Origin of the sequence: Dactylosporangium sp. CA-233914 (assembly GCF_050942935.1) — a bacterium.
GTDB lineage: Bacteria > Actinomycetota > Actinomycetes > Mycobacteriales > Micromonosporaceae > Dactylosporangium.
Genome location: NZ_CP192030.1, coordinates 427,669 through 445,973 on the forward strand (window position 1 = coordinate 427,669; position 18,305 = coordinate 445,973).

Below are 18,305 nucleotides of genomic sequence, written 5' to 3' on the forward strand. Positions count from 1 at the left end.
ACTCTCGTGATCCTAGGCACGCCCGCTCGACGCCGACCGGGTGCTGGGTACGCTCAGGGGGTGACGACTGCGGTGATCAGCGAGATTCTGCAGCGCGGCGCGGACGGCGGGCGCATCGGCCCGGACGAGGCGCTGTTGCTCTACACGGACGCGCCCTTCCACGCGCTGGGCGAGGCCGCCGACACCGTGCGGCGCCGCCGTTACCCGGACAACATCGTCACCTACATCATCGATCGCAACATCAACTACACGAACGTGTGCGTCACCGCGTGCAAGTTCTGCGCCTTCTACCGCGCGCCGAAGCACGAGGAGGGCTGGACGCACGGCACCGAGGAGATCCTGCGCCGCTGCGCGGAGGCGGCCGACCTCGGCGCCACGCAGGTGATGCTGCAGGGCGGCCACCACCCGGACTACGGCGTGGAGTACTACGAGGAGCTCTTCTCCGCCGTCCGCGACGCGTTCCCGGGCCTGGTCATCCACTCGATCGGCCCGTCCGAGGTCCTGCACATGGCCAAGGTCTCCGGCGTGTCGATCGAGGAGGCCGTCACCCGGATCAAGGCGGCCGGCCTCGCCTCCATCGCCGGCGCCGGGGCCGAGATGCTGCCCGAGCGCCCGCGCAAGGCGATCGCCCCGCTCAAGGAGTCCGGCGCCCGCTGGCTGGAGGTCATGGCGGTCGCGCACCGGCTCGGCATCTCCTCGACCGCGACGATGATGATGGGCACCGGCGAGACCAACGCCGAGCGCATCGAGCACCTGCGGCTGATCCGGGACGTGCAGGACCTGGCGGTCGCCAACGGCTACTCCGTCGAGGCCGACCTCGCCGGCACGGTCGGCGGGTTCCGCTCCTTCATCCCGTGGACCTACCAGCCGGAGAACAACCACCTCAAGGGGCGGACGCAGGCGACCAGCCTGGAGTATCTGCGCCTGGTCGCCGTCGCCCGGCTGTTCTTCGACAACATCCCGCACCTGCAGTCGTCCTGGCTCACCACGGGCAAGGACGTCGGCCAGGTCTCCCTCCACCTCGGCGTCGACGACCTGGGCTCGATCATGCTGGAGGAGAACGTCATCTCCTCCGCCGGCGCCCGGCACCGCTCGCGCCTGACCGAGCTGGTGGAGATCATCCGCGGCGCCGACCGCATCCCGGCGCAGCGCGACACGCAGTATCGGCACATGAAAGTCCACTGGACCGAGGCCGACGACCCGACCGACGAGCGCGTCCAGTCCCACTTCTCGTCCATCGCCATCCCCGGCGGCGGCACGGGCCGTGCGCTTCCCCTGACTCCGGCTCCGGCTCCGGTGAACTCATGACCCGGGCCTCCCTGGACAAGCAGCCGCACGAGGTCGCGGCGATGTTCGACGGCGTCGCCCGCCGTTACGACCTGACCAACACGGTGCTCTCCGGCGGCCGCGACCGCATGTGGCGCCGCGAGACCCGCCTGGCCCTGGGCCTCAAGCCCGGCGAGAAGGTCCTGGACCTCGGCGCCGGCACGGGTGTGTCGACCCTGGAGCTGGGCCGCTCGGAGGCTTACGCGGTGGGCGCCGACCTCTCCGTCGGCATGCTCCAGGCCGGCCGGGCGAAGCGCCCGGACGTCCCCCTGCTGGCCGCCGACGCCCTGCACCTGCCCTTCGCGGACAAGACCTTCGACGCCGTCACGATCTCCTTCGCCCTGCGCAACATCGCCGACACCGACGCCGCCCTGGCGGAGATGGCCCGCGTGACGAAGCCGGGCGGCCGCCTGGTCGTGTGCGAGTTCTCGACCCCGACGTGGCGGCCGTTCCGCTCCGTCTACCAGGGCTACCTGGTGGGCGCGATTCCCCAGGTCGCCAAGCGCGTGTCGAGCAACCCGGACGCCTACGTGTACCTCGCCGAGTCCATCCGTGCCTGGCCCGACCAGGAAGGCCTGGCGGCCCGGATCGCGGCGCACGGCTGGCGCAAGGTCGCGTGGCGCAACCTGACCGGCGGCGTGGTCGCCCTGCACCGCGGCTTCCGCGTCTGACACCTGCCGTCTCTTCGCCGCTGACCGTTCCCCGCTCGCCCGCGGCGCGATCTTGACCTGCCTGCGGTCATTCGCGACAAGAGCGCCCGGTAACAGGCGCCCTACCCACGCCTGACTTCGGTCGCTCCAAGTCGCCCGCACTGCGCCGCGACCTCGAGCGTCCGAGGTGGCGGACATCCCGGCGCGCTCGTGCGAGGACGAGAGTGAGGACATGAAGGCTCCGCGCACCGGCCGTCCCGTGGCCGGCGGAAGGCCCAGGGCATCGGCCTGTGCCGCACCGGTCAGGGACGCCACTCCGAACCGGTCGGCCGGCGGGCCCGTGGGTGCTCTGGCTACGTCCATCCCGTTCGCGCCTGGCCTCGCGCTGCCCTTCCGACGTTCGCGAGTTGCGTCCTGTCGCCCGGCCTCGCCTGTCTGGCTTGGGCAGTTCGCGTCGCGCTCTGCCGCTCGTGCCGGGTGTCGTTCGGCGTGGTGTGCGCCACGTTTTGAAGGGGCGTCGGGACCGGTTGCGCGGAGAGCGCAAATCGGACCCCGGCGCCGGACTGGATGGTGTAGAGCGAACTGCAATGTTACACAGAAGAACGCTGCGGTAACCCTGGGTTGACGTACAAGCTATGCCTGTGGGCGGTGGCGACCGTGTCGGGCGGAGCGGTCAAGGATCACTCCGTACGGGTGAAAAATTAGGGTCGCCTTACCGACAGGAGAGCACTTCACGGTTCTAGACTGCTCCACGGGCGACTTTGTGAAGACTTTCACGAACGAGATCGAACCAGGAAACGAACCGGGAAAGAACGAGCGTATGAACGGGCAGGGAGGTGTGACGGCCGTGATCGACATCGGGAAAGACGCGGATGTCGTCGTCGTCGGCGCCGGGCCGGGCGGATCGTCCGCGGCGTTCCATCTCGCTCGCCACGGGCTCAAGGTTCTGCTGCTGGAGAAGACCGAGTTCCCGCGCGAGAAGGTGTGCGGCGACGGGCTCACACCCCGCGCGGTCAAGCAGCTGATCAAGATGGGCGTCGACACCGAGGACAAGGGCTGGCTGCGCAACCGCGGCCTGCGCGTCATCGGTGGCGGGGTCCGGCTCGAGCTGGACTGGCCCGATCTCGCGAGCTTCCCGGACTACGGGCTGACCCGCACCCGTATGGACTTCGACCACCTGCTCGCCACCGCGGCGACCGACGCCGGCGCCGAGCTGCGCAGCGGCACCAACGTGACCGGGCCGATCCTCGACCGGACCGGGCGCGTGGTCGGCGTGACGGCGACGGGGCCGGACCGGGAGCCGCTGGAGTATCGCGCCCCGCTGGTCATCGCCGCCGACGGCGTCTCCGGGCGGTTCGCGCTCGCGCTGGGCATCGCCAAGCGCGACGACCGGCCCATGGGCGTGGCGGTCCGGCAATACTTCCGCAGCGAGACCCGGCACGACGACGACTACCTGGAGTCGTGGCTGGAGCTGCGCAGCCGGGAGTCCGGCGACAAGCTGCTGCCGGGTTACGGCTGGATCTTCGGGCTCGGCGACGGCCGGGTCAACGTGGGCCTCGGCGTGCTCAACAGCAGCGTCGCCTACGGCAAGACCAACTACAAGACGCTGCTCGCCGACTGGCTGGACAACACACCGGCCGACTGGGGCCTGTCCGACCCGGCCAACGCCGACGGCAAGGCCCAGGGGGCGGCGCTGCCGATGGGGTTCAACCGGGTGCCGCACTACTCCCGGGGCGTGCTCCTCGTCGGCGACACCGGCGGCATGGTCAACCCCTTCAACGGCGAGGGGATCGCCTACGCCATGGAGTCCGGCGAGCTGGCGGCGGAGATCGCCATCCAGGCGCTGGCCCGTCCGCAGGGCACCGCGCGCGAGCGGGTGCTCGCCAACTACCCCACCGAGCTCAAGGCCCGCTACGGCGGTTACTACCGGCTCGGCAACGTGTTCGTCAAGCTCATCGGCAATCCGCAGGTGATGCGGATCGCCACCAAGCACGGCATGCCACACCCGACCCTCATGCGGTTCGTGCTGAAGCTCCTCGCCAACCTTACGGACCCGCGAGGTGGGGACGCGATGGACCGTGTGATCAACGCGATGACCCGCCTCGCACCAGCCGCCTAGACCCTAAACGCACTGGCCAAGGCCACATTTGGGGTGCCCCCGGACGAAGCCGTCCGGATATTACCGAATAGTGTTAAACCGCATACAGCTTGAGTGGTCCCCGGAGCTGACCGCCCCGCGGGTTCGCCGAAAGGACGGAGCAGCACGATGTCGCTCGCGCCGTACGTACCGATTCTGGGCCTTTTCGCCCTCGCCGCCCTCTTCGCACTGTTCTCGGTGGCGGTCGCGCCGTTCGTCGGGCCGCGCCGGTTCAACAAGGCGAAGCTCGACGCCTACGAGTGCGGCATCGAGCCGACCCCGCAGCCCGTCGGCGGCGGACGCTTCCCGGTCAAGTTCTACCTGACCGCGATGCTGTTCATCGTCTTCGACATCGAGATCATCTTCCTGTACCCGTGGGCCGTGAACTTCGACGCGCTCGGCCTGTTCGGGTTCGTGGAGATGGTGCTGTTCATCGTCACCGTGTTCGTCGCGTTCGCCTATGTCTGGCGCCGCGGCGGGCTGGATTGGGACTGAGCCAATGGACATCGAGGGCTAAACCATGGGCATCGAGGAAAAGGTACCGACCGGCGTCCTGCTGACGACCGTCGAGAAGCTGGTCAACTGGTCGCGCAAGGCGAGCTTCTGGCCCGCGACGTTCGGCCTGGCCTGCTGCGCCATCGAGATGATGGCCACCGGCGCGGCGCGCTACGACCTGGCGCGCTTCGGCATGGAGGTCTTCCGGGCCAGCCCCCGCCAGGCCGACCTGATGATCGTCGCCGGCCGGGTGAGCCAGAAGATGGCCCCGGTCCTGCGCCAGATCTACGACCAGATGCCGGAGCCCAAGTGGGTGCTCTCCATGGGCGTCTGCGCCTCCAGCGGCGGCATGTTCAACAACTACGCGATCGTCCAGGGCGTGGACCACATCGTGCCCGTGGACATGTACCTTCCGGGCTGCCCGCCGCGGCCGGAGATGCTCATCGACGCCATCCTGCGCCTGCACGAGAAGGTCATGGCCGAGCCGCTGGGTGACCGGCGCCGCCGGATGATCGAGGCCCGGGTCGAGCGCGACGGTGCGCCGGTGGTGGCGCCGGGCGCGATGCCGTCGAGCTACCGCTTCGACAAGGCCAAGCGCGCCGAGTGGACCAAGGCCGCCGCCGCGGGCCGCGAGGAGCAGCTGCGCATCCAGAAGTGGATGGAAGAGCGGGCGAACCTGTCCGGAGGTGCGAAGTGACTGATGTAGAGCCGGTCGGCGCCCAGCTCGGCGCGGCGGCCCAGACCCCGCCCGCAAGCGAGGCCGGTCGCGGCATGTTCGGCGTCCAGGGCACCGGCGACACCTCGGGCTTCGGCGGCCTGCGCCGCCGGCGCGCGGCCGAGCTCGACTCGCCGCGGCCGTTCGGCGGCGACTTCGACGAGGTCGTCGACGCGCTCGAGGAGGCCTACCCGGGCTTCGACGACGCGATCGAGCGGATCGTGGTCGACCGGGGCGAGCTCACGCTGTACATCGTGCCGGAGCGCATCGCCGAGGTCTGCCAGGCGATGCGCGACGAGCCCGCGCTGCGCTACGAGCTGTGCTCCTCGGTGTCGGGCGTGGACTACCTCGGCTCTGACGGCCGCCGGCTGCACACGGTGTACCACCTGACGTCGATGACGTTCCGCCGGCGCATCCGCCTGGAGTGCGCGGTCACCGCCGAGGACCCGCACCTGCCGAGCGTCACCCAGGTCTACCCGACCGCCGACTGGCAGGAGCGGGAGACCTACGACATGTTCGGCATCATCTTCGACGGCCACCCGAACCTGACCCGGATCCTCATGCCGGACGACTGGGAGGGCTTCCCGCAGCGGAAGGACTACCCGCTCGGCGGCGTGCCGGTCGAGTACAAGGGTGCGGAGATCCCGCCGCCGGACCAGCGGAGGAGTTACCTGTGAGCACCGACTACGCCGCCTCCCGCGAGACCACCGAGGGCAAGGTCTTCACCGTCACCGGCGGGGACTGGGACACGGTCGTCAACGAGGCCGGCTCGGAAGAGCGCATCGTCGTCAACATGGGCCCCCAGCACCCGTCCACCCACGGGGTGCTGCGCCTGGTGCTCGAGCTCGAGGGCGAGACCGTCACCGAGGCGAGGACCGTCGTCGGATATCTCCACACGGGCATCGAGAAGAACCTGGAGTTCCGCAACTGGACCCAGGGCACGACGTTCGTGACCCGCATGGACTACCTGGCGCCGATCTTCAACGAGGCCGGCTACTGCATGGCGGTCGAGAAGCTGCTCGGCATCGAGGACCAGATCACCGAGCGCGCCAAGACGATCCGCGTCCTGATGATGGAGCTCAACCGGATCTCCTCGCACCTCGTCTGGCTCGCCACGAACGGCATGGAGCTCGGCGCCCTGTCGATGATGATCTACGGCTTCCGCGAGCGCGAGTACATCCTCGACATCTTCGAGATGGTTTCCGGCCTGCGGATGAACATGGCGTACGTGCGCCCGGGCGGCCTCGCGCAGGACCTGCCGGACGAGGCGTCGGTCAAGATCCGCGAGCTGCTCGGCTGGATGCCGGACCGCATCGACATGTACGAGGACCTGCTGTCCGGCAACACGATCTGGCGCGAGCGGACGCAGGGCGTCGCGGTGCTCGACGTGACGGGCTGCCTGGCCCTGGGCATCACCGGGCCGGTGCTGCGCTCCGCCGGGCTGGGCTGGGACATCCGCAAGCAGCAGCCGTACTGCGGTTACGAGACCTACGACTTCGAGGTGCCCACCGAGCCGACCGCCGACGCGTGGGGCCGCTACAAGGTGCGCCTCAACGAGATGCGCGAGTCGCTGCGGATCATCCAGCAGGCGATGGACCGGCTCGAGCCGGGCCCGATCATGATCGCCGACAAGAAGATCGCGTGGCCGGCCCAGCTCGCGATCGGCGGCGACGGCCTGGGCAACTCGCTCGAGCACGTCGCGAAGATCATGGGCCAGTCGATGGAGGCCCTGATCCACCACTTCAAGCTGGTGACCGAGGGCTTCCGGGTGCCGGCCGGCCAGGTCTACGTGCCGATCGAGGCGCCCCGCGGCGAGCTCGGCGTGCACGCGGTCTCCGACGGTGGCACGCGCCCGTTCCGGGTGCACTACCGCGAGCCCAGCTTCGTCAACCTGCAGGCGATCCCGGCGATGGCGGAGGGCGGTCTGCTCGCCGACGTCATCGTGGGCGGCGCCTCGCTCGACCCCGTCATGGGTGGGTGTGATCGTTAATGGTGTTCAGTGAGGTCACGCGCGAGCGCGCGCGTGCGATCATCGCGCGTTACCCCGAGGGTCGCTCGCGCTCGGCGCTGCTGCCCCTGCTGCACCTGGTGCAGTCGGAGGAGGGCTTCGTCTCCCCCGACGGCATCGCGTTCTGCGCCGAGATCCTGGGGATCACCAAGGCCCAGGTCGGCGCGGTCGCGACGTTCTACACCATGTACAAGCGCAAGCCGACCGGCGACTGGCTGGTGAGCGTCTGCACCAACACGATGTGCGGCGTGCTCGGCGGCGACAAGGCCTATCAAGCGCTGAGCGACTATCTCGGCGTCGGGCACGACGAGACGACGACCGACGGCAAGATCACGCTCGAGCACGCCGAGTGCCTCGCGGCCTGCGACTACGCGCCGGTGATGACGGTCAACTACGAGTTCTTCGACCAGGTCACCGAGGACAGCGCGCTGAACCTGGTCAAGCAGCTGCAGAACGACGAGCGCCCGCAGCCCTCACGCGGCACCCGGCTCTGCACGCTCAAGGAGATGGCGGTGCAGCTCGCGGGCTTCGCCGACGACCGGGGCGACGAGGTCATCGCCGACGGGCCGGCCGGGGAGCCCACGCTCGCCGGCAACCGGCTCGCGGATCGCTTCGGGATCGCGGTGCCGGGCTTCGACCCGGAGACGCCCATCGCGAAGAAGGACGAGGCGAAGTCATGACCGTCGACTACCAGCCCTCGCAGGAGGCGCTGTCGAAGCTCACGCCGGTGCTCACCAAGCGCTGGCTCTCGCCGGACGCGTGGAAGATCGGCGTCTACGAGCGCCTCGACGGCTACACCGGCCTGCGCAAGGCGCTCAAGGCCCACCCGGACGACCTGATCCAGCTGATCAAGGACTCCGGACTGCGCGGCCGCGGCGGCGCCGGCTTCCCGACCGGCATGAAGTGGGGCTTCATCCCGCAGAACGACGGCAAGCCGCACTACCTCGTGGTCAACGCCGACGAGGGTGAGCCGGGCACCTGCAAGGACCTGCCGCTGATGATGGCCGATCCGCACGCGCTGGTCGAGGGCGTCATCATCGCCTCCTACGCGATCCGGGCCAACTTCGCCGCGATCTACATCCGCGGCGAGGCGGTCCACGCGGCCCGGCGCCTGCGGGCGGCGGTCCAGCAGGCCTACGCCAAGGGCTACCTCGGCCGGAATATCCTCGGCAGCGGCTTCGACCTGGACCTGGTCGTGCACAGCGGCGCCGGCGCCTACATCTGCGGCGAGGAGACGGCGCTGCTGGACTCGCTGGAGGGTTACCGCGGCCAGCCCCGGCTGCGCCCGCCCTTCCCGGCCACGCACGGCCTCTACGCCTCCCCGACGGTCGTCAACAACGTCGAGACGATCGCCAGCGTGCCCTACATCGTCCTGGGCGGCGCCGCCTGGTTCCGCAGCATGGGCAGCGAGAAGTCCCCGGGCCCGAAGATCTACTCGATCTCCGGCCGGGTCAACCACCCCGGGCAGTACGAGTGCGGCCTCGGCGTCACGCTGCGGCAGCTCATCGACCTGGCCGGCGGCATGCAGCCCGGGCACACGCTCAAGTTCTGGACGCCGGGCGGCTCCTCGACGCCGATGCTCACCGACGAGCACCTCGACACGCCGATGGACTTCGAGGGCATGGCAGGGGTCGGCACGATGCTCGGCACCACCGCCGTGCAGGTCTTCTCCAACCAGGACGACATCGTCTACGCGACGTATCGCTGGATCGCCTTCTACCACCACGAGTCCTGCGGCAAGTGCACCCCGTGCCGCGAGGGCAACTACTGGATGGTCCGCATCCTGCACCGCATCCTGGCCGGCCAGGGCACCCACCAGGACCTCGACACCCTGCTGGACGCCTGCGACAACCTGCTGGGCCGCTCGTTCTGCGCGCTCGGCGACGGCGCGACCAGCCCGGTGACGTCCTCGATCAAGTACTTCAAGCAGGACTACCTGGACTACATCGAGGGCCGCAAGGCGCCGATGTTCCATGGCGAGCTGGTAGGAGCTCACTGATGACGGACGTCGTACCAAACGTCGAAACCGTGAAGCTCACGATCGACGGCATCGAGGTCGAGGCCCCGAAGGGCGCGCTCGTGATCCGGGCTGCCGAGCAGGTGGGCATCTCGATCCCGCGCTTCTGCGACCACCCGCTGCTCGCCCCGGCCGGCGCCTGCCGCCAGTGCCTGGTGGACATCGAGGGGCAGCGCAAGCCGGTGGCCTCCTGCACTCAGCCGGTGGCCGAGGGCATGGTCGTGAAGACCCAGATGACCTCCCCGGTGGCCAAGAAGGCCCAGGAGGGAATCATGGAGTTCCTCCTGATCAACCACCCGCTCGACTGCCCGGTCTGCGACAAGGGCGGCGAGTGCCCGCTGCAGAACCAGGCGATGAGCAACGGCCAGGCCGAGTCGCGGTTCGTCGAGCACAAGCGGGAGTACCCCAAGCCGCTGCCGATCAGCACCCAGGTGCTGCTCGACCGCGAGCGGTGCGTGCTCTGCCAGCGCTGCACGCGCTTCTCCGACGAGATCGCCGGCGACAAGTTCATCGACCTGATGGAGCGCTCGTCCAACGAGCAGATCGGCGTGTTCCGGGGCAACCCGGAGTCGCCCGAGGACGACGCGCCCTTCAACAGCTACTTCTCCGGCAACACGATCCAGATCTGCCCCGTCGGGGCGCTCACCAGCTCGCAGTACCGCTTCCGGGCCCGGCCGTTCGACCTGGTGTCGACGCCCAACACCTGCGAGCACTGCGCCGCGGGCTGTGACCAGCGCGCCGACCACCGCCGGGGCAAGGTCATGCGCCGCCTCGCCGGCGACGACCCGGCGGTCAACGAGGAGTGGAACTGCGACAAGGGGCGCTTCGCGTTCCAGTACGTCACGGCCACCGACCGGCTGACCACCCCGCTGGTGCGCGACCGCAAGACCGGCGAGCTGCGCACGGCCAGCTGGCCCGAGGCCATCTCGGTCGCCGCGGCCGGGCTGGCGGCGGCGAAGGACAACGGCGGCGTCGGGGTCCTGGCCGGGGGGCGCCTGACGGTCGAGGACGCCTACGCGTATTCGAAGTTCGCCCGCGTGGCGCTGTCGACCAACGACATCGACTTCCGCGCCCGGCCGCTGTCGGCGGAGGAGACCGAGTTCCTCGGCTCCCACGTCGTCGGGCAGGCCGAGATCACCTACGCCGACATCGAGCGCGCCCCCGCGGTCGTCTTCGTCGGGCTGGAGCCCGAGGAAGAGTGCCCGATCATCTTCCTGCGCGCGCGCAAGGCGTACCTCAAGCGGAAGCTGCCCAGCTACGCGGTCGCCCCGTTCGTCAGCCGCGGATACTCCAAGCTCGGCGCCACGGTCATCCTGACCGCGCCCGGCGGTGAGGCGGAGGTGCTCGGCGCCTCCGAGCAGCTGCGTGACGCGCTGTCGGAGGAGGGCGCGATCCTCTTCGTCGGCGAGCGCCTGGCGAGCGTGCCGGGCGGCCTGTCCGCCGCGGCCCGGCTGGCCGAGAGCACCGGCGCCCGCCTCGCCTGGGTCCCGCGCCGCGCGGGCGACCGGGGCGCGGTCGAGGCCGGCGTGCTGCCGACCCTGCTGCCGGGCGGCCGCCAGGTCTTCGACCCGGCCGCGCGCGCCGAGGTGGCGACCGCCTGGGGCCTGGACGCGGGCGTACTGCCCAGCGCCTCCGGCCGCGACACCGACGGCATCATCGCCGCCGCCCGCGAGGGCCGGCTCGGCGCGCTGGTCGTCGGCGGCGTGGACCCGGCCGACCTGGCCGACCCGATCGCGGCCGAGGAGGCCCTGGACAAGGTCGGCTTCCTGGTCAGCCTGGAGCTGCGGATGAGCGCGGTGTCCAAGCGCGCCGACGTGGTCTTCCCGATCGCCCCGGCGGTGGAGAAGTCCGGCTCGTACGTCAACTGGGAGGGCCGGGTCCGCCCGTTCGGCACCGTGCTCAAGACCCAGGCCATGAGCGACGGCCGCGTGCTGGACACGCTGGGCCGCGAGCTCGGGGTGCAGCTCGGCGTCGCCGACGTCGCCGGCGCCCGGACGCAGCTGGCCGCCCTGGCCCAGCTGCCGCTGCCGGGCACGGTCTCGGCCGGCACCGTCGGTGCGGGCAACCCGAGCCTGGAGCGCGGGACCGCGCCGGACGTGGCCGCGGGCGAGCCCGCCCGGCCGGGCAGCGGCCAGGCGATCCTTGCCTCCTGGCACCATCTGATCGACGGCGGCTCGCTGCAGGACGGGGACGGCCACCTGGCCGGGACCGCCCGCCCCGCCGTGGTCCGGATCTCCAAGAGCACCGCGGCCGACCTCGGCGTGGTGGACGGGGACGCGGTGACGGTCGGCACCGAGCGGGGCGCGATCACCCTGCCGGCGCTCGTCACCGACATGGTCGACGGGGTCGTGTGGATTCCGACGAACTCACCGGGCTCGACCCTGCGCCGCACGCTCGGCGTGACGGAGGGCGCGCTGGTCGAGATCAGCACTGGGGGTAGTGCAAGATGACACTCGCTGCAGGGAACCTCGACGAGTTCGGCAAGGACACCTGGTGGCTGGTGATCGCCAAGGTCGTCGTGATCTTCGCGTTCCTGGTCGTCATGACGCTCTTCGCCATCTGGTACGAGCGCCGCGTCGTCGCCCGTATGCAGGTCCGGCCGGGCCCGAACCGTAACGGCCCGTTCGGTCTGCTCCAGTCGCTCGCCGACGGCCTGAAGCTCGCGTTCAAGGAAGACATCATGCCGCGCCTGGCGGACAAGGTGGTCTTCTTCTTCGCGCCGGTCGTCTCGACGGTCTGCGCGTTCACGGCGTTCTCGGTCATCCCGTTCGGCCCGGTGGTGTCGGTCTTCGGCAACCACACGCCGCTGCAGCTGACCGACATCCCGGTGGCGGTCCTGCTGGTGCTCGCCTGCTCCTCGATGGGCATCTACGGCATCGTGCTCGGCGGCTGGGCCTCCGGCTCGACGTACCCGCTGCTCGGCGGCCTGCGCTCGAGCGCCCAGATGATCTCCTACGAGGTCGCGATGGGCCTGTCGATCGTCTCGGTCTTCCTGGTCTCGGGCAGCATGTCGACCTCGCAGATCGTCGCGGCGCAGGCCGGCAACGGCACCGCCGAGGTGTTCGGGATGACCTGGCACCTGCCGGCCTGGTACGCGATCCTGCTCATCCCGAGCTTCCTGATCTACTTCACCGCCGCGGTCGGCGAGACCAACCGGGCGCCCTTCGACCTCCCCGAGGCCGAGTCCGAGCTGGTCGGCGGCTTCCACACGGAGTACTCGTCGCTGAAGTTCGCGCTGTTCTTCCTCGCCGAGTACATCAACATGGTCACCGTCTCGGGCCTGTGCGCGACGCTCTTCCTCGGCGGCTGGCGCGCCCCGTGGCCGATCTCCCTGTGGGACGGCGCGAACCACGGATGGTGGCCGGTGCTCTGGTTCACCATCAAGGTACTGCTGCTGCTGTTCGTCTTCGTCTGGCTCCGCGGCACCCTGCCCCGGCTGCGCTACGACCAGTTCATGCGCTTCGGCTGGAAGGTCCTCCTGCCGGCCAACCTGGTCTGGATCCTGGCCCTCTCCGGCATCCGGGTGCTGCAGAAGAACGACGTCAGCACGGGCGCCCGCGTCGGCGTGATCGTGGGAATCGTGGTCATGGTCCTGCTGGCGGTGACACTGTTGCTGCTGATGCGCTCGCGCCGCGGCGCCGCGGTCGACCTGCCGAAGGCGCACCCGGGCGGCCGAGTCGGCGGCGCCAACGGCTTCCCGCTGCCGCCCCTCAACCTCGAGGTGCCGCCCAGCCCGCGGGCCAAGCGCGTGATCGTCGAGCGGGAAACCGTCCCGACCGGCAAGGAGAGCTGAGCAATGAGCGAGCGAAGCGAGCGAATCCTGTTGCTGCCGCTGGCTCAGGCCGGCGCGGAGCGAAGCGGAGCGTCGGCATGAGTATTGGTGGAACCCTCAAGGGGTTCGGGGTCACCTTCTCGCACATGTTCAAGAAGGTGGTCACCGAGGAATACCCGGAGCAGCGCAAGCCGCCGGCCCCGCGGTACCACGGCCGGCACATCCTCAACCGCTGGCCGGACGGCCTGGAGAAGTGCATCGGCTGCGAGCTGTGCGCCTGGGCCTGCCCGGCGGACGCGATCTACGTCGAGGGTGCCGACAACACCGAGGACGCGCGGTTCTCGCCGGGCGAGCGCTACGCCCAGACGTACCAGATCAACTACGCCCGCTGCATCTTCTGCGGGCTGTGTATCGAGGCCTGCCCGACCCGGTCGCTCACCATGAGCAACGAGTACGAGCTGGCCCGTGACAACCGCCGCGACCTGATCTTCACGAAGGAGCAGCTGCTCGCGCCGCTGCTGCCCGGCATGGAGCGCCCGCCGCACGACATGCGCCTGGGCGACACCGAGAAGGACTATTACGTCGGCGCGCTGGAGAACCCCGGCACCTCCGCCGGCGCTGAACGGTACAAGGGGGTTCACTCATGACCGGAACCCTGGCGCTGCAGACGCTGGCCTCGGCCGGCGAGGTGAAGGGCGGCGAGGCCGTCACCTTCTGGATTCTCGCCCCGCTGGCCGTGCTCGGCGCGATCGGCATGGTCTGGGCCCGCAACGCGGTGCACTCGGCCCTGTCGCTGATCATCACGATGCTGTCGCTGGGCGTGTTCTACGTCCTGCAGGCCGGTCCGTTCATCGGCATGGTGCAGATCATCGTCTACACCGGCGCCATCATGATGCTGTTCCTGTTCGTGCTGATGCTCGTCGGCCGCGACTCCTCGGACTCGCTGATCGAGACCTTGCGCGGGCAGCGGATGGCGGCGAGCGCGCTGGGCATCGGCCTTGCGTTGCTGCTGGGCATCGGGCTCTACCGCGCGCTCGGCGGCGTCGAGCCGCAGGGCCTGGCCGAGGCGAACGCGCCCGGCAACGTGGTCGCTATCTCGCGGCTGCTGTTCACCAAGTACGTCTGGGTCTTCGAGGTCACGTCCGCGCTGCTCATCACCGCGGCGGTGGGCGCGATGATCCTGGCGCACATCGAGAAGCGCAAGGAAGACAAGATCAGCCAGCCCGAGCGCATGCTGGCGCGCTTCCGCCCGGGCAACTACCCGGCGCCGAAGCCCGGCCCCGGCGTCTTCGCCGGCTCGGACTCGGTGGCGACCCCGGCCCGGCTGCCCGACGGCACGCCGTCCGACCGCAGCATCTCCAAGATTCTGCCGACCCGGGAGTTGACGTCCGCCGACGTCGCACCGAAGGGGACCGAGAAGTGACTCCCACGTACTACATCGTCCTCGCGGCGATCCTGTTCACGATCGGCGCGGTGGGCGTGCTCGTCCGCCGCAACGCGATCGTGCTGTTCATGTGCATCGAGTTGATGCTGAACTCGGCCAACCTCGCGCTGGTCACGTTCAGCCGGATCAACGGCACGCTCGACGGGCAGATCATGGCGTTCTTCGTCATGGTCGTGGCGGCGGCCGAGGTCGTCGTCGGCCTGGCGATCATCATGTCGATCTTCCGGACTCGGCGCTCGGCCAGCGTCGACGACGCGAACCTGCTGAAGTACTAAGGAGCGGGTGGTGGAACCAATCGCCTTCTCGGCGGCGACCGGGTGGCTGGGCTCGTTCTGGCTGCTGCCCACGATCCCGCTGGCGAGCGCGGCCGTGCTGCTGCTGCTCGGCCGGCGGGCCGATCGCTGGGGTCACTGGCTCGGCGTGCTGAGCGTCGCCGCGTCGTTCGTCCTCGGGCTGACGTACTTCTTCACGCTCCGCGGCCTGGAGAACCGCTCCGGCGTCGAGCTCAAGCTCTGGGACTACATCGGCGTCGGGAGCTTCCACGTCGACCTGGGCCTGCTCTTCGACCCGCTGTCGGCGATGTTCGTCCTGCTCATCACCGGCGTCGGCTCCCTGATCCACCTCTACGCGGTGGGCTACATGGAGCACGACCCGGGGCGGCGGAAGTTCTTCGGGTACTTCAACCTGTTCATCGCCGCGATGCTGCTGCTGGTCCTCGGCAACAACTACGTGATGCTGTACTTCGGCTGGGAGGGCGTGGGTCTCGCCTCCTACCTGCTGATCTCCTTCTGGTACCTGCGCCCGAGCGCGGCGACCGCCGGCAAGAAGGCGTTCCTGATGAACCGCGTCGGTGACGCGGGCTTCGCGATCGCCATCTTCCTGATGTTCGCCCACCTCGGCACCGTGGACTACGCCGAGGTGTTCAACGGCGTGCACGGCCTGAGCAGCGGGGCGGTCCTCGCGATCGCGCTCCTGCTGCTGCTCGGCGCGGCCGGCAAGTCCGGCCAGTTCCCGCTGCAGGCCTGGCTCCCCGACGCGATGGAGGGCCCGACCCCGGTCTCGGCCCTGATCCACGCGGCCACGATGGTGACCGCGGGCGTGTACCTCATCGCCCGCTCCCACCCGATCTTCGACGCCTCGCCCGACGCCCAGACCGTGGTCGTCGCCGTCGGCGCGCTGACGCTGCTGATCGGCTGCATCATCGGCTGCGCCAAGGACGACATCAAGCGGGTGCTGGCCTGGTCGACGGTGAGCCAGATCGGATACATGTTCCTCGGCGTCGGGCTCGGCGGGGCGGCCTACGCGCTCGCCCTGATCCACCTGCTCGCCCACGGCTTCTTCAAGGCCGGCATGTTCCTCGGGGCCGGCTCGGTGATGCACGGCATGCACGACCAGACCGACATCCGCCGCTTCGGCGGGCTGTGGCGGCTCATGCCGATCACCTGGGCCACGTTCGGCCTGGGCTGGCTTGCGATCATCGGCTTCCCGGGCCTCTCCGGCTTCTTCACCAAGGAGCCGATCATCGAGGCGGCGTTCGAGCGCGAGGGCTGGCAGGGCTGGCTCTTCGGCGGCGCCGCGATGCTCGGTGCCGGCCTGACCGCCTTCTACATGACGCGGCTGTTCTGGCTGACCTTCCACGGCCCGAAGCGCTGGACCGACGACATCAAGCACCCGCACGAGTCGCCGAAGATCATGACCATCCCGCTGATCCTGTTGGCGGTCGGCTCGGTCTTCGCCGGCATCCTGCTCAAGACCTCGGTCCCCGACTGGCTGACCCCGGTCTACGGCAGCGAGCACGCCGAGCACGAGGCGGTCCTGGCCCCCTGGCTGATCACGACGCTGTCGCTGCTGCTGACGGCGGCCGGCGCGCTGCTCGCGATCTTCATGTTCAACCGGGGCACCGCCCTGGAGGAGCAGCCGGCCGGTCCGCTGGTCACCGCCGCCCGCCGGAACCTCTACACCGACTCGTTCAACGAGATCGTGTTCGAGGCGCCCGGCCGCTACCTGACCCGCGCCCTGGTCTACCTCGACAACCGCGGCATCGACGGGCTGGTCAACGGCCTCGCCGCGGGCGTCGGAGGCGGGTCGGGCCGACTGCGCCGGTCCCAGACCGGGTTCGTGCGCTCCTACGCCCTGTCCATCCTCGGAGGTGCGGTGCTCGTGCTGGCCGCTACGCTTGCGGTGAGGTTCGGATGAGCCACTTCCCATACCTGACCGTCCTCACGGCCGCGCCGCTCGTCGGCGCGGCGGGGGTCGCGCTGTTGCCCAAGGACAAGCCCGAACTGGCCAAGCGCGTCGCGCTGGTCTGGTCGGTCGTGATCCTGGCGCTCGGCGTGGGCCTGTGGACCCAGTTCAAGCCGGACGGCGATCGCTTCCAGCTCAAGGACTCCTGGACCTGGATCCCGCAGTGGGGCGCCAAGTTCACGTTCGCCGTGGACGGCATCGCGCTGGTCATGATCGCCCTGATCGCCCTGCTCGTGCCGCTGGTCATCCTGGCCTCCTGGCACGACGCGGAGCACAGCAAGCGTTCGGTGCCGGCGTACTTCGCGCTGCTGCTCGCGCTCGAGTGCACGATGATCGGCGTCTTCGCCGCCCAGGACGTGTTCCTGTTCTACGTGTTCTTCGAGGTCATGCTCGTGCCGATGTACTTCCTCATCGGCTCCTACGGCGGGCAGCACAAGCAGTACGCCGCGGTGAAGTTCTTCCTGTACTCCCTGCTCGGCGGCCTGTTCATGCTGGCCGCGCTGGTCGGGCTGTGGGTGCTGGGCGGGGAGACGTTCGACTGGCAGACGCTGGTCAACGCCGACTTCTCCACCAACACCGAGCGCTGGCTGTTCCTCGGGTTCTTCGTCGCCTTCGCGATCAAGGCGCCGTTCTTCCCGTTCCACACGTGGCTACCCGACGCCGGTGGCGCCGCGCCCGCCGGGGCCGCGGCCCTGCTGGTCGGCGTCCTGGACAAGGTCGGCACGTTCGGGATTCTGCGGTACTGCATCCCGCTGTTCCCGAACGCCTCGAAGCACTTCGCGTGGCTCGGGCTCACGCTCGCGCTGGTCGGCATCATCTACGGCGCCCTCGTCGCGATCGGCCAGAAGGATCTCAAGCGCCTGGTGTCGTACACCTCGATCGCGCACTTCGGCTTCATCGGCGTCGGAATCTTCGCCTTCACCACCCAGGCGGGCACCGGCGCGGTCCTGTACATGGTCAACCACGGCCTCGCGACCGGCCTGCTGTTCCTGGTCGTCGGCATGCTGGTGGCCCGCCGGGGCAGCGCGCTGGTGACCGACTTCGGCGGCGCGGGCAAGCTGATGCCGGTGCTGGCCGGGGTGTTCTTCATCGCCGGTCTCGCCTCGCTGGCGCTGCCCGGCACGTCGCCGTTCGTCTCCGAGTTCCTGGTGCTCATCGGCACGTTCACGGTGAACAAGACGGTCGCGATCATCGCCACCGCCGGCATCATCCTGGCGGCCGGCTACGTGCTGTGGATGATCCAGCGCACCACGCAGGGCACCCCGAACCCGAAGTTCGCCGAGATCAAGGCCATGGGCCGCGACCTGTCCATCCGTGAGGCGGTCGTGGTCGCCCCGCTGATCGCCCTGATCCTCCTGCTGGGCTTCTACCCGAAGCCGCTCACCGACGTGATCAACCCGGCGGTGAAGGCGACCATGCAGGACGTCGGCAAGACCGACCCGAAGCCCATCGTGGGTACCGTGGAGGCCGGCAAGTGAACGACAAACTCCAACTGCC

General features: G+C 69.5%; 15 protein-coding genes and 1 pseudogene. All 16 read left to right on the forward strand.

Going from position 1 to position 18,305, the window contains the following annotated elements:
* Positions 1-60: 60 nt before the first annotated feature.
* The 16 genes and pseudogenes from mqnC (at position 61) to ACQPY0_RS02045 (ending at position 18,286) form a co-directional block, all read left to right on the forward strand.
* On the forward strand, positions 61-1,308 hold the full coding sequence (gene mqnC / locus ACQPY0_RS01970; RefSeq protein ID WP_432983686.1) for a cyclic dehypoxanthinyl futalosine synthase: 1,248 nt from the start codon (positions 61-63) through the stop codon (positions 1,306-1,308).
* Positions 1,305-1,997, forward strand: coding sequence for a demethylmenaquinone methyltransferase (locus ACQPY0_RS01975; protein WP_432983689.1), 693 nt, complete (start codon positions 1,305-1,307; stop codon positions 1,995-1,997). Before mqnC ends, ACQPY0_RS01975 begins: the two co-directional genes overlap by 4 nt.
* 829 nt (positions 1,998-2,826) lie before the next feature.
* Positions 2,827-4,095: a geranylgeranyl reductase family protein gene (locus ACQPY0_RS01980; RefSeq protein WP_432994924.1), complete on the forward strand. Its 1,269-nt coding sequence runs from the start codon at positions 2,827-2,829 to the stop codon at positions 4,093-4,095.
* Between the two features lie 147 nt (positions 4,096-4,242).
* Positions 4,243-4,608: an NADH-quinone oxidoreductase subunit A gene (locus ACQPY0_RS01985; RefSeq protein ID WP_432983692.1), complete on the forward strand. Its 366-nt coding sequence runs from the start codon at positions 4,243-4,245 to the stop codon at positions 4,606-4,608.
* 25 nt (positions 4,609-4,633) lie between these two features.
* On the forward strand, positions 4,634-5,305 hold the full coding sequence (locus ACQPY0_RS01990; protein WP_432983695.1) for a NuoB/complex I 20 kDa subunit family protein: 672 nt from the start codon (positions 4,634-4,636) through the stop codon (positions 5,303-5,305).
* Positions 5,302-6,000: an NADH-quinone oxidoreductase subunit C gene (locus ACQPY0_RS01995; protein WP_432983698.1), complete on the forward strand. Its 699-nt coding sequence runs from the start codon at positions 5,302-5,304 to the stop codon at positions 5,998-6,000. The genes ACQPY0_RS01990 and ACQPY0_RS01995 overlap by 4 nt, the downstream gene beginning before the upstream one ends.
* Positions 5,997-7,313: an NADH-quinone oxidoreductase subunit D gene (locus ACQPY0_RS02000; RefSeq protein WP_432983701.1), complete on the forward strand. Its 1,317-nt coding sequence runs from the start codon at positions 5,997-5,999 to the stop codon at positions 7,311-7,313. The genes ACQPY0_RS01995 and ACQPY0_RS02000 overlap by 4 nt, the downstream gene beginning before the upstream one ends.
* Positions 7,313-8,002: pseudogene (gene nuoE / locus ACQPY0_RS02005) on the forward strand (NADH-quinone oxidoreductase subunit NuoE); the annotation flags it as partial. The gene ACQPY0_RS02000 and the pseudogene nuoE, both read left to right, overlap by 1 nt.
* A gap of 5 nt (positions 8,003-8,007) precedes the next feature.
* Positions 8,008-9,330 (forward strand): NADH-quinone oxidoreductase subunit NuoF, encoded by a 1,323-nt coding sequence (nuoF, locus tag ACQPY0_RS02010; protein WP_432983704.1) that lies wholly within the window; start codon positions 8,008-8,010, stop codon positions 9,328-9,330.
* Positions 9,330-11,798, forward strand: coding sequence for an NADH-quinone oxidoreductase subunit G (locus ACQPY0_RS02015; RefSeq protein ID WP_432983707.1), 2,469 nt, complete (start codon positions 9,330-9,332; stop codon positions 11,796-11,798). The genes nuoF and ACQPY0_RS02015 overlap by 1 nt, the downstream gene beginning before the upstream one ends.
* Positions 11,795-13,141, forward strand: coding sequence for an NADH-quinone oxidoreductase subunit NuoH (gene nuoH, locus ACQPY0_RS02020; protein WP_432983710.1), 1,347 nt, complete (start codon positions 11,795-11,797; stop codon positions 13,139-13,141). Before ACQPY0_RS02015 ends, nuoH begins: the two co-directional genes overlap by 4 nt.
* Before the next feature lie 77 nt (positions 13,142-13,218).
* A complete protein-coding gene (gene nuoI, locus ACQPY0_RS02025; RefSeq protein WP_432983713.1) occupies positions 13,219-13,767 on the forward strand; it encodes an NADH-quinone oxidoreductase subunit NuoI in 549 nt (182 codons plus the stop codon).
* 8 nt (positions 13,768-13,775) lie between these two features.
* Positions 13,776-14,543 carry an NADH-quinone oxidoreductase subunit J gene (locus ACQPY0_RS02030; RefSeq protein ID WP_432994926.1) on the forward strand — a complete coding sequence of 256 codons (768 nt, stop codon included), beginning with the start codon at positions 13,776-13,778 and terminating at the stop codon, positions 14,541-14,543.
* A complete protein-coding gene (gene nuoK, locus ACQPY0_RS02035; RefSeq protein WP_350546253.1) occupies positions 14,540-14,839 on the forward strand; it encodes an NADH-quinone oxidoreductase subunit NuoK in 300 nt (99 codons plus the stop codon). The genes ACQPY0_RS02030 and nuoK overlap by 4 nt, the downstream gene beginning before the upstream one ends.
* A 10-nt stretch (positions 14,840-14,849) precedes the next feature.
* Complete coding sequence (nuoL, locus tag ACQPY0_RS02040) at positions 14,850-16,760, forward strand: NADH-quinone oxidoreductase subunit L (RefSeq protein ID WP_432983716.1); 1,911 nt, start codon at positions 14,850-14,852, stop codon at positions 16,758-16,760.
* Positions 16,757-18,286, forward strand: coding sequence for an NADH-quinone oxidoreductase subunit M (locus tag ACQPY0_RS02045; RefSeq protein WP_432983719.1), 1,530 nt, complete (start codon positions 16,757-16,759; stop codon positions 18,284-18,286). The genes nuoL and ACQPY0_RS02045 overlap by 4 nt, the downstream gene beginning before the upstream one ends.
* Positions 18,287-18,305: the final 19 nt, after the last annotated feature.

What these genes read in the sequence shown, in the direction of transcription:
- nuoH (WP_432983710.1), top strand. Translation starts at nt 11,795, where the DNA reads ATGACACTCGCTGCAGGGAACCTCGACGAGTTCGGCAAGGACACCTGG.
- ACQPY0_RS01975 (WP_432983689.1), top strand. Translation starts at nt 1,305, where the DNA reads ATGACCCGGGCCTCCCTGGACAAGCAGCCGCACGAGGTCGCGGCGATG.
- ACQPY0_RS02015 (WP_432983707.1), top strand. Translation starts at nt 9,330, where the DNA reads ATGACGGACGTCGTACCAAACGTCGAAACCGTGAAGCTCACGATCGAC.
- ACQPY0_RS01990 (WP_432983695.1), top strand. Translation starts at nt 4,634, where the DNA reads ATGGGCATCGAGGAAAAGGTACCGACCGGCGTCCTGCTGACGACCGTC.
- ACQPY0_RS02045 (WP_432983719.1), top strand. Translation starts at nt 16,757, where the DNA reads ATGAGCCACTTCCCATACCTGACCGTCCTCACGGCCGCGCCGCTCGTC.
- ACQPY0_RS01985 (WP_432983692.1), top strand. Translation starts at nt 4,243, where the DNA reads ATGTCGCTCGCGCCGTACGTACCGATTCTGGGCCTTTTCGCCCTCGCC.
- nuoF (WP_432983704.1), top strand. Translation starts at nt 8,008, where the DNA reads ATGACCGTCGACTACCAGCCCTCGCAGGAGGCGCTGTCGAAGCTCACG.
- nuoI (WP_432983713.1), top strand. Translation starts at nt 13,219, where the DNA reads ATGAGTATTGGTGGAACCCTCAAGGGGTTCGGGGTCACCTTCTCGCAC.